Origin of the sequence: Pantoea agglomerans (assembly GCF_021397715.1) — a bacterium.
In the GTDB taxonomy this organism is placed as follows: domain Bacteria; phylum Pseudomonadota; class Gammaproteobacteria; order Enterobacterales; family Enterobacteriaceae; genus Pantoea; species Pantoea astica.
In genome coordinates this window covers 465,896-476,854 of the sequence record NZ_CP090207.1, presented here as the reverse complement: position 1 = coordinate 476,854, position 10,959 = coordinate 465,896, and the positions used below count along the sequence as shown (strand labels likewise).

The 10,959-nt window shown below is 54.3% G+C and carries 9 protein-coding genes; 8 read left to right on the top strand and 1 reads right to left on the bottom strand.

Annotation, left to right across the window (positions count from 1 at the left end; translation table 11 throughout):
- Positions 1-101: 101 nt before the first annotated feature.
- The 4 genes from mrcA to LZU96_RS02225 all read left to right on the top strand — a co-directional run bounded on the left by mrcA (position 102) and on the right by LZU96_RS02225 (position 5,756).
- Complete coding sequence (gene mrcA, locus LZU96_RS02240; RefSeq protein WP_233986920.1) at positions 102-2,645, top strand: peptidoglycan glycosyltransferase/peptidoglycan DD-transpeptidase MrcA; 2,544 nt, start codon at positions 102-104, stop codon at positions 2,643-2,645.
- A 669-nt stretch (positions 2,646-3,314) separates the two neighbouring features.
- Positions 3,315-3,725 carry a GNAT family N-acetyltransferase gene (locus LZU96_RS02235; protein ID WP_233986919.1) on the top strand — a complete coding sequence of 137 codons (411 nt, stop codon included), beginning with the start codon at positions 3,315-3,317 and terminating at the stop codon, positions 3,723-3,725.
- Positions 3,676-4,437, top strand: a complete 762-nt coding sequence (locus tag LZU96_RS02230) for a helix-turn-helix transcriptional regulator (RefSeq protein WP_409520465.1) — start codon at positions 3,676-3,678, stop codon at positions 4,435-4,437. Before LZU96_RS02235 ends, LZU96_RS02230 begins: the two co-directional genes overlap by 50 nt.
- 20 nt (positions 4,438-4,457) lie before the next feature.
- A complete protein-coding gene (locus LZU96_RS02225) occupies positions 4,458-5,756 on the top strand; it encodes a cytosine permease (protein ID WP_233986918.1) in 1,299 nt (432 codons plus the stop codon).
- Between the two features lie 55 nt (positions 5,757-5,811).
- Here the strand turns inward: LZU96_RS02225 and nudE are convergent, their stop codons facing one another.
- Positions 5,812-6,375 carry an ADP compounds hydrolase NudE gene (gene nudE, locus LZU96_RS02220; protein ID WP_233986917.1) on the bottom strand — a complete coding sequence of 188 codons (564 nt, stop codon included), beginning with the start codon at positions 6,373-6,375 and terminating at the stop codon, positions 5,812-5,814.
- 388 nt (positions 6,376-6,763) lie between these two features.
- Here nudE and LZU96_RS02215 point away from each other — a divergent pair, with 388 nt between their 5' ends.
- From LZU96_RS02215 to hslO, 4 genes are read left to right on the top strand one after another with little or no spacing between them, the layout of a single operon-like run.
- Positions 6,764-8,899: an intracellular growth attenuator family protein gene (locus LZU96_RS02215; RefSeq protein WP_233986916.1), complete on the top strand. Its 2,136-nt coding sequence runs from the start codon at positions 6,764-6,766 to the stop codon at positions 8,897-8,899.
- Between the two features lie 53 nt (positions 8,900-8,952).
- A complete protein-coding gene (gene yrfG, locus LZU96_RS02210; RefSeq protein ID WP_233986915.1) occupies positions 8,953-9,603 on the top strand; it encodes a GMP/IMP nucleotidase in 651 nt (216 codons plus the stop codon).
- 13 nt (positions 9,604-9,616) lie between these two features.
- Positions 9,617-10,018 carry a ribosome-associated heat shock protein Hsp15 gene (gene hslR / locus LZU96_RS02205; RefSeq protein WP_233986914.1) on the top strand — a complete coding sequence of 134 codons (402 nt, stop codon included), beginning with the start codon at positions 9,617-9,619 and terminating at the stop codon, positions 10,016-10,018.
- A 50-nt stretch (positions 10,019-10,068) separates the two neighbouring features.
- Positions 10,069-10,935, top strand: coding sequence for an Hsp33 family molecular chaperone HslO (gene hslO, locus LZU96_RS02200; RefSeq protein WP_233986913.1), 867 nt, complete (start codon positions 10,069-10,071; stop codon positions 10,933-10,935).
- Positions 10,936-10,959: the final 24 nt, after the last annotated feature.

The following is a 10,959-nucleotide window of genomic DNA, read 5'->3' as shown; positions in this document are numbered from 1 at the left end:
TCGTCCGGGGAAAATGGACATATCAAAGCGTCTGGCTTGCCTTTATACTACCGCGCGGTTGTTTATAAACTGCTCAAACGACAACAGATGGGAAATTCCAGGTGAAGTTCGTAAAGTATTTATTGATCCTTGCAGTGTGTTGCATGTTGTTGGGAGCAGGCTCGATTTATGGTTTGTACAAATACATAGAGCCCCAGTTGCCCGATGTGAACACGCTGAAAGATGTGCGTCTGCAAACGCCGATGCAGGTTTACAGCGCTGAGGGCGAGCTGATGGCGCAATACGGTGAAATGCGCCGTATCCCTTTAAAGCTGCAGCAAATCCCACCTGAGATGGTGAAAGCCTTTATTGCGACTGAAGATAGCCGTTTTTATGAGCATCATGGCGTCGATCCGGTCGGCATCTTCCGTGCCGCCAGCATTGCGCTGGTTTCGGGCCATGCTTCGCAGGGTGCCAGTACCATTACTCAACAGCTAGCGCGTAACTTCTTCCTGAGTCCGGAACGCACGCTGATGCGTAAAATAAAGGAAGCGTTTCTGGCGATCCGCATTGAGCAACTGCTGAATAAAGATGAAATTCTTGAGCTTTACCTGAATAAAATCTACCTCGGCTACCGCGCTTATGGCGTCGGTGCCGCCTCGCAGGTCTATTTTGGTAAGCCGGTCGATCAGCTGTCGCTGAGTGAAATGGCGATGATTGCCGGTCTGCCGAAGGCACCGTCGACGTTCAACCCGCTCTACTCGCACAGCCGCGCGTTATCACGTCGCAACGTGGTGCTGGCGCGCATGTTAGATCAGCATTACATCACCCAGCAGCAGTATGACGAGGCGCGTAATACCCCGCTGGTGGCGAAGTATCACGGTCCGGAAATCGCCTTCTCTGCCCCTTATCTCAGCGAGATGGTGCGTCAGGAGATGGTGAAACGTTACGGTGAAAATGCCTATACCGACGGTTATAAGGTTTACACCACGGTGACCCGTCGCCTGCAGCAAGCCGCGCAGACATCGGTACGTAACAACGTGATGGCCTATGATATGCGTCACGGCTATCGCGGCCCGACCAGCGTGTTGTGGAAAGTTGGCGAACCGGCGTGGGATCAGGCGAAGATCGAGAAAGCGCTGAAGACGCTGCCGGTCTACGGCCCGCTCCAGCCAGCCGTCGTGACTGAAGCACGGAGCGATGAAGCGACCGTGATGATGAAGGATGGCAGCAATGTCTCGCTGACCTTAGCCGGGGTTCGCTGGGCTCGTCCTTATAAGTCTGACACCGTTCAGGGCCCGACACCGAAAAGCGTGAGCCAGGTTTTACAACCCGGCCAGCAGATTTGGGTCCGCAAAGTTGATGATGCGTGGTGGCTGGGCCAGGTACCGGATGTTAACTCGGCGCTGGTTTCCCTCGATCCGAATGACGGTGCCGTCCGGGCGCTGGTCGGCGGCTTTGATTTCAACCAGAGCATGTTTAACCGCGCTACGCAGGCGCTGCGTCAGGTCGGGTCGAACATCAAACCCTTCCTCTATACCGCTGCGATGGACCGTGGTCTGACGCTGGCCTCGATCCTTAACGACGTGCCGATTTCACGCTGGGATGCGGGTGCCGGTGCCGACTGGCGTCCGAAAAACTCCCCGCCAACCTATGATGGCCCGATTCGGCTGCGTCAGGGGTTAGGTCAGTCGAAGAACGTAGTGATGGTTCGTGCGATGCGTGCGATGGGCGTCGATTATGCCGCCGAGTATCTGCAGCGTTTCGGCTTCCCGGCGCAAAATATCGTACATACCGAATCGCTGGCGCTGGGTGCAGCCTCATTTACCCCGTTACAGGTGGTTCGCGGCTACTCGGTGATGGCCAACGGCGGCTTCCTGGTTGATCCTTATTTCATCACCCGGATTGAGAATGAACAGGGCGGCCTGGTGTTTGAAGAGAAACCGAAAATTGCCTGTCCGCAGTGCAATCTGCCGGTGATCTACGGTGATACCAAAAAAGCGCTGGCGCTCAATGAAGAGAGCGTGGAAAACGTGGCGGCGTCGGACAAAAACCAGAATCAGGCGGTGCCACAGCCGGAACTGGAGCAGGTGCCTGTCCCGCCTGAGCAGGGCAACTACGCGCCGCACGTCATCAACACGCCGCTGACCTTCCTGATCAAGAGCGCGCTGAACTCGAATATCTTCGGCGAGCCAGGCTGGATGGGCACCGGCTGGCGTGCCGGTCGTGACCTCAAGCGTAATGATATCGGCGGTAAAACCGGTACCACCAACAGCTCGAAAGATGCCTGGTTCTCGGGTTACGGTCCGGGCGTGGTGACCTCAGTGTGGATCGGCTTTGACGATGCCCGCCGCAATTTAGGCCGCAGCACGCTGTCAGGGGCGATTCCCGATCAGATCTCCGGCTATGAAGGCGGCGCGAAGAGCGCACAACCGGCATGGGATGATTTCATGAAGAGTGCGCTGGAGGGCGTGCCGGTTCAGCCGTTAACCCCACCGGAAGGCGTGGTGACGGTGACCATCGATCGCAGCACCGGTAAGCTGGCGAATGGTGGCGGCAATACCCGTCAGGAGTACTTCATTGAAGGTACGCAGCCGACCGAGTACTCGGTGCATGATGTCGGCACCACCATTATGGACAATGGTGAGAGCCACGAACTGTTCTGATGCTTTCAGCGTAGTGTGAAATATCTATGGGTGGTCACCTGATGTGACCACCCATTTTTTTATCCGGTGCTTTTTAATTTGCCATCCTGGCTGGCCTGCACGCGTTGAATGATCAGACCCGTTTCGCGTAAACGTTGACTGCGGGCACAATTAGCCGCGGAGCATATCAGCCCATGCCCTTTCAACTGGCAGCGGATCTCTATTAACCCTCGCCTTTTCCCACCTGTTCCGAATACTGTTTTACAGGATTAATTAAAGTGGAATCATACTCGCTTTCAGCATCCAGCCAGACAGGGATAACAATCGAACAATGGCAGAAATAAAATCAGGGCCGAATAACGCATTGAGTTTTTAAGAAGAATGCCGATCACCTGTGGTAATCGGCATGCGTTTCCCGTCAGAAGTAAGGATAGGTGAACAAAGCGTTCATGTCATATGAACTAAAATATAATGCGATTATTATGACGTTATAGTTAGTGTTTCCCTGATGCCAGCAAAAAAATCGAATGTCATATGAAACAAAACTGCAGCCAGCATAATATTAACAGCACACGATAACAGGGGGAATATTAACTCTTGCGCATCGTTTACCATCGTGTTAAGAATGAAATGGACCAGCAGAACAAGGTAATGAATATTTTTAATTGAATCATTAATGGATACCTTAATATGGAAATTAAAATCGGTCACACTGAAGAGACTGACGCTGAAAGATATATTACTCAGCGCCTCTGGCAACACAACGAATCCTTTGCCGATATCAATCTGAAAACGTTGAATGTCATTCTTTATGACGACTTTCACCATATTCAAGGCGGACTGTTGGCCCATACCTGGTGTGGCACTCTGGATATCCATTTCTTATGGATAGAGGATGCCTGCCGTCAGCAGGGGACCGGACGTCAACTGATGCAGGCAGCAGAAGAGGAGGCGCGAAACAGAGACTGTCATATGTCGGTCGTTGACACCATGAGTTTCCAGGCTCGCGGTTTTTACGAAAAGCTGGGTTATCGCGTTTATGGTGAACAGCATGGATATGCACAGCGTTTCGCACGCTATTATCTGGCCAAAAAACTCTAACCGATATTTTCAGCGAGGCGCCATGGACAGCTCATATCGCAATATTGATGAATTTATTGCTGCATTTGCCACAACAATGGATTTATTACCCGTGCCGTGGGGTTTTAAGGATGCAGCATCGCTGCACCTTTATATGAATGAAGCAGCAATATCATACACTGCCACACCAAAAACCTTTTCATTGCAGGGCAAAAAAGACAGTGAATTCCCGACGCCCTGGAGTGACTGTGCGGAGGAATTCTGCCTGCACGATCAAAAAGTAAAAGCCCTGAAAAGCTGCGTCACCGTCATTGAAACCCATTACTGGTATGGCAATAACTATCTCACCCCCTTCATCAGCGAAAAATATCCCGTTTTCGATAATAAAAAGCAGTTGCTTGGCTACATCTGGAATGCACGACCGATAGACAACCTGACGGCAACCAGCTTTATCGATGCCAAAAAAGCCTCGGTACTGACAACGCAGCTGGAGCATCCGCTTTTTACCCCCGCCGAGCTGGATGTAATCTTTCTATTGCTGCGACGATTTAATGCCAAAGAGATCGCGCGTATCTATAACCTCAGCGTTAAAACTATCAGTAACCGTATCACGACCCTTTATCAAAAAGCGGGCGTGCATTCGCTACAACAGTTTGAAAACTATTGCCGTGCGGAATCACTGGATAATTATCTGCCAGAGAAGTTTCTCAGCACAGGCGTTATTTTTATATAAACCGGTAAGGATACCCTGTTGTGAGTAAATTTGATGATTACCCGTTACAACCGGTGCCTGAAAACAAAAGGCTTTCGCTGCTCAGCGTTGCCATTGTGCATATGGGCATGTTGACTGCGCTGGATCAGTTTATGCTTGGCGCGGTGCTGGGAAACAGCATGACGCTCGGTGAAGCGTTTATCGCCATTACGCTGGCCAGCCTGCTGTTTGGCGTGCTGACTTTCGCACTCGGCTATGCCGGCATGCGTGAAGGCCTGCCGGGCAGTCTGCTGGCACGCTGGTGTGGCTTTGGTCGTCACGGCTCGGTATTGGTTGGTCTGCTGGTCGCAGTCAGCCTGCTGGGCTGGTTCGGTATTCAGAATGCGGTTTTCGCCCGTTCGCTGAGCTATGCCCTGCACGGTAAACTCAGCTTCACAGAGTCAGCCGCATTATCAGGCACGGTGCTGACTTTACTGGTTACTTTTGGCTTTAAGGCGCTGCGCTTTACCGCACGCATCGCCGTTCCGCTCTTTATTGCGCTGGTCGGCTGGATTTTCTGGCACGCTTTCCATGCGCAGCCAGGTCAAATCACGCCGCCGGTGATGGCAACAGAAACCATTACCGTCAGCGCGGCGATGACCATGGTGATGGGTGGCGCAATCCTTGCCAGCCTGATGACTCCCGATCTGACGCGTTTCTCCCGCAACGGCAAAGATGTGTTCGTTATTACGCTACTGACCATTCTGGCGGGAGAGTATGGGATCAATGGTCTGGCGATTCTGATCGCCAGAGAGTTGCAGACGTCGGACATCATCGCAATCATTACGCAAACCACCAGCACGCTGGGTTTGTTCGCGGTGGTCTTTTCTACCCTGCGCATTAACGACCTGAATCTCTATTCGTCCACGCTGGGGATCACCAATGCCATTGAAGGCGTGACCGGCTATAAGCCGCATTACCGTATTATTACGCTGGTGCTCGGCCTGATTGGCACACTCTGCTCGATTCTTGGGATTCTCGATCGTTTTGTCGATTTTCTGGAGCTGCTGGGCGTCATCTTCCCGCCGGTGTTGGGCGTGATGATTATTGATTACTACGTGCTGAAAACCGATCGTCAGACGCTGGCGCTGAGCCGTCGCAGCCATACCCTGCCAGCAACCTCGCAGCTTATCGGCTGGCCGGCACTCATCGCCAGCATAGCAGGAGGCGCAACCGGGCTGCTTATCGAGCGCGGCGTACCGGTACTCAATTCGCTGATCGTCGCCTGCCTGGTTTATCTGGTAACTGCTCCGGCGTTAAAGTGGACGTCGGCCCGACAGAAGAGTGCCGTGACCGAATAAGCCCGAACGCGCCTGCTGGCAGGCGCGTTTCGGACGCCGGGAAGTTCGTTGTTTATCAGTAGCGAAGACGCCCCTGCTTCACCAGCCATTCGCGCGCCATAAACAGCGCACTGACGTTACGCGCCTCGCGGAAATCGGGCTCCTGTAACAGGGATAACATATCGCTCAGCGGCCAGCGATGCACAATCAGCGGTTCTGGCTCATCGCCTTCCAGCTTTTCGGCATACAGCCCTTCCGCGATCACAATATTCATTTTGCTGGAAAAGTAGGATGGGGCCATGGTGAGCTTGCCCAGCGGAGTCAGCTCACCTGCGCCAAAGCCCACTTCTTCTTTAAGTTCACGGTCAGCGGCCTGATTCACCGTTTCACCGGCATCGATCAGACCTTTGGGAAACCCAAGCTCGTAGGTTTCCAGCCCCACCGCATACTCCTGAATCAGGATCAGATGATCGTCAATGATCGGTACAATCATGACGGCCTCACGCTCAGAGGGTTTCATCCGCTCATAGACGCGCCGCGCACCATTGCTGAAGGCCAGATCGACCGATTCAATGGTAAACAGCCGTGAACGCGCCACGGCGGCTACATTGAGGATGTCAGGTTTTTTTGGAGTTTTCATATCAGCCTCAAACTTTACTGCGCCGGCTCTCAGGAACGAATTAGCATACCTAACCGCAGGCAATTGTGCGACAGTCAGACCATAAGGTTATCGTTTCATCACCGTGCTCACGGGATAATGGCCGGGTTTATCAATAAGACAAATTTTGCATTAGTCAATATCGCGGGATCAGTTTCAGATAATACCGATATTTAATTCAGTCTCAGACGGTTACCATTCGGGCAAGGCAGGGTTTAACAATTGCTAATTAAATGATTTACAGCGCTATTTTTTTGTCTGTATGACTCGTCAGAGTTGTTTAATCCCCCACAATTTGTCTTGTATAGTGGGCGTATCCGGGAGCATGAGTTTAAAGTGAAGGCAGCATTTTGGCTGAATTGAGCAGAGCATGAGCACAATCTTTACGATATTGGCCATAGTGCTAACCTGTTCAATCCTGGCAGGCATTGGGTTTTGGTACGCTATGCGGCATCGTCCGCCGTTGGCGAAACCGCTGCCATTTATCAGTCCGCCCTGCCGCAAACTCTCCGATCAGGAGCGCAAAGCGGTAGATAAGTATGTTGCTGCGCTGGAAAAACAGCCGCGTACTGCCGTCTCGACGGATAAACGCGCTGCGCCTGACCGTCTGACCCTGACTGCACAAAGTAATAATGTCTATCCGGTCACCCGTGCGATTACCCGCTACGGCCTGTCGACCGACGATCCCCATAAATGGCGCTACTACCTCGACGAAGTCGAAGTGCATCTGCCGCCGCTGTGGGAGCAGTACATCACCGATGAAAACTACGTTGAACTGATTCGCACTCAATCGATTCCGCTGGTGATCTCATTAAACGGTCATTCGCTGGTCGATTACGCCGTTGATCAGCAAAGCCTGCCGACGCTGATGCGCCCGGTCTCGACCAATGCCTCCATCCGTAAAGCAGAAACCGAAAGCGTTGAGCTGCTGAAGGTGCGTAAAGAGACGCCAGAAGAGTATCGCCTGTCGCGTCCGGATGGCACGCGTGAAGCGGTCATTATCTCGCTCGCCCTGTTGTTATTCTTCTTCAGCCTGCTGGTGCCGGCGACGTTCATGATCTGGCTGGTGCTGGCTGGCGCGGCGATGATCGCCGCCAGCCTGTGGCTGCTCTACCGCATTCCTGGTGAACGCGGCCTGCGTGACATTCACTGTCTGCGCGGCGCACCTAAGCGCTGGGGCCTGTTCAGTGAGTCTAATCAGGAGCAGAGCAACATCACGCTGGGGATTATCGATCTCGCTTATCCACCGCACTGGCAACCCTACGTGGCCCACGATCTCGGTCAGGTGACCGACGTGGAGATCTACCTGAACCGTCAGGTGGTGCGTCAGGGCCGGTTCCTGTCGCTGCAGGATGAGGTGAAAAATTTTCCTATTCAGCGCTGGCGTAAAAACGTGGTGCTGGCCTGCGGATCGTTAACCGTGCTGGCGCTGCTGGTAACCTGGATCCCGCTCAGTATGCCGATTAAGCTCAGCCTGGCCTGGGCCAGAGGCACCGACAGCCTGGAAGTGAGCAGCGTAGACAAGCTCAGCGGCGTCGCTCTGAATATCGGTGACAACCTGAAAGTGACCGGCAATGGCATGTGTTCGGTTCCGGATAACTACCAGAGTAACCGCAGCTACGCCTTTATGCCGTTCGACTGCTCCGCGGTCTACTGGAATAACGCCACACCGCTGCCGCAGCCGCAATCGGACATCATTGATAAGGCGGCAGCCCTGCTGGAGACCACCACCCGGCAGCTACACCCGGAAACCAACACCGATCCTAAGCTGAATCCGCAACTGGCCTCAGCGATTCAGAAATCCGGCATGATCCTGCTGGATGACTTCTCCGATCTGGTGATGAAAACCCAGGACTTGTGTAATCAGCCGCAGGATTGCGTCCGGCTGAAGAACGCGCTGGTGAATTTAGGCAACGCCAAAGACTGGGAAGCGCTGGTGCGCCGTGCCGACTCCGGCCAGCTGAACGGGATGAATGTGTTGCTGCGCCCGGTGAGTGCCGAAGCGCTGGAAAATCTGGTGAATACCGCCACCTCGACCTTCTTCTTTCGTGAAACCCGACGGGCAGCGGAAAACCTCAACAGCCCGCCACCGGGCGGCTTCCTGATTATCAGCGATGAGGGACGCCAGCTGGTGAATCAGCCTCAGCCAACGGTCTCGCTGTTTGACCTCGATCCGCCGTCGCAATGGCGCGAGCTGCAGCGGATGTCCGCTATGCTGCTGCATACGCCGTTCAGCGCCAGTGGCATCATCACCAGCCTGTCGACCGATGCCAACGGCACGCGGCACATTGCGCTGCACAATGAGCCGGATGCGATGGCGCAGTGGCGCTATCTCGGTACCGCGCTGCTGCTGCTGGTGCTGGTGACCTGTGCGCTGATCAACGGACTGCTGGCCCTGCGTCGTATGCACCGTAATCGCCAGCGGATGACCGACATCCAGCACTATTACGACAAGTGCTTCAACCATAACCTCGGCACTTTGCAGGGCGTGCGCTCGTTATTCTGAGCCCTGCCCTTCTGTGCTACCCTGTCGCCCGGTTTTTTACAGGGTGAGACACCATGACGTTCGACTGGTCTGAGATTGATACCGTACTGCTGGATATGGATGGCACGCTGCTGGATCTGGCGTTTGATCGTCATTTCTGGCTGGAGCATGTGCCTGCACTACTCAGCCAGCAGCGCGGCATCACGCTGGCGGAAGCGGATCAGATCATCGCGGAAAAGTATCAGGCCGTAGCCCATACGCTAAACTGGTATTGTCTGGATTACTGGGCGCAAGCGCTGGCGCTGGATATCCGCACCATGACCTGGGAACTGCGCAGCCGCGTGGCGCTTCGCCCCGATACGCTGCCGTTTCTGCAGGCGTTGCGAGGCGCAGGCAAGCGCACCATCCTGCTTACCAACGCGCATCCTTACAATCTGGACGTCAAACTGGCGCAGACCGGTTTAGCGCCACACCTTGATTTATTACTTTCTACCCATACCTTTGGGTATCCGAAAGAAGACCAACGTTTATGGCAGGCGGTACAACAGCACACCGGCTATTGTGCGCGGCGTACGCTGTTTATCGATGACAACGAAGTGATTCTGGATGCGGCGAAGTTAGCGGGCATCGGCTGGTGCTTAGGCGTGAGTAATCCCGATTCGGGCCGTCCTGAGCAAATCTTCGAGCGTCACGTCGCGGTGAGCGATTACCAGACGCTGATCTGAAGCAGGAGCAGCAATGAAAGAGAAAAGCAGCGAAGGCGTGCGCCTCGATAAGTGGCTGTGGGCAGCCCGCTTTTATAAAACCCGTGCGCTGGCGCGCGAGATGATTGAAGGCGGCAAAGTGCATTACAACGGTCAGCGCAGCAAACCCGGCAAGCTGGTGGAGCTGAATGCGGAGCTGACCCTGCGGCAGGGCAACGATGAACGTACGGTGGTGGTGGCAGAAATCAGTAGTCAACGCCGTCCGGCCAGCGAAGCCCAGCAGCTCTACCGGGAAACGGATGCCAGCATCGAAAAACGCGAGAAAGTGGCGCAGGCGCGCAAGATGAATGCCCTGACAATGCCACATCCCGATCGGCGACCTGATAAGAAAGAGCGTCGCGATTTGATGAAGTTTAAATTATCGGGCGATGAGTAGCGCCGTCTTTGCTGACGCGTCACCGCCCCGCCCCAACGAGAGAAAAAAATATGTCAGTCCAGGATCAACTGCACCGTTATCTGTTTGAAAATGCCGCGGTACGTGGCGAGCTGGTGAATGTCTCCAACACCTGGCGCGAAACCGTGAAGAACCACGACTATCCGGCGGCGGTGAATACCCTGCTGGGTGAGATGCTGGTGGCGACCAGCCTGCTGACCGCCACGCTGAAGTTTGACGGCGAAATCACCGTGCAGTTGCAGGGTGACGGCCCGTTATCCCTGGCGGTGATTAACGGCAACAACAACCAGGAGCTGCGCGGCGTGGCGCGGATCAAAGGCGATATTCCGGCCGACAGCACGCTGAAAAGCATGGTCGGTAACGGCTATCTGGTGATCACTATCTCTCCGGAGAAAGGCGAACGCTATCAGGGCGTGGTCGGGCTGGAAGGCGAAACGCTGGCCGAATGCCTGGAAGATTACTTTATGCGTTCCGAGCAGCTGCCGACGCGGCTGTTTATCCGTACCAGCGAGAAAGGCGCAGCCGGTATTCTGTTGCAGGTGATGCCAGCGCAGGAGACTGAGAAAGAGGCGTTCGACCATCTGGCGACGCTGACCGAAACCATCAAAACCGATGAGCTGATCGATCTGCCAGCCAATGAAGTGCTGTGGCGTCTTTATCATCAGGAAGAAGCGACGCTCTACGATCCGCAACCGGTGATCTACAAATGTACCTGTTCGCGTGAGCGCTGTGGCGAAGTGCTGAAAACGCTGCCGCAGGAAGAGGTCGATGAGATCATCGCGGAAGATGGCAAAATCGATATGCACTGCGATTACTGCGGCTCGAACTATGTGTTTGACGCGGTGGATATTGCGGGCATCCGTAGCCATTCGCTGGAAAACAGCGACCGTCTGCACTGATTTATCGGGCGGCATTCGCCGCCC

Excerpts from the sequence above, each read along its gene's own strand:
- hslR (WP_233986914.1), top strand. The coding sequence starts at position 9,617 with ATGAAAGAGAAAAGCAGCGAAGGCGTGCGCCTCGATAAGTGGCTGTGG.
- LZU96_RS02215 (WP_233986916.1), top strand. The coding sequence starts at position 6,764 with ATGAGCACAATCTTTACGATATTGGCCATAGTGCTAACCTGTTCAATC.
- LZU96_RS02235 (WP_233986919.1), top strand. The coding sequence starts at position 3,315 with ATGGAAATTAAAATCGGTCACACTGAAGAGACTGACGCTGAAAGATAT.
- yrfG (WP_233986915.1), top strand. The coding sequence starts at position 8,953 with ATGACGTTCGACTGGTCTGAGATTGATACCGTACTGCTGGATATGGAT.
- hslO (WP_233986913.1), top strand. The coding sequence starts at position 10,069 with ATGTCAGTCCAGGATCAACTGCACCGTTATCTGTTTGAAAATGCCGCG.
- nudE (WP_233986917.1), bottom strand. The coding sequence starts at position 6,375 with ATGAAAACTCCAAAAAAACCTGACATCCTCAATGTAGCCGCCGTGGCG.
- LZU96_RS02230 (WP_409520465.1), top strand. The coding sequence starts at position 3,676 with ATGGATATGCACAGCGTTTCGCACGCTATTATCTGGCCAAAAAACTCT.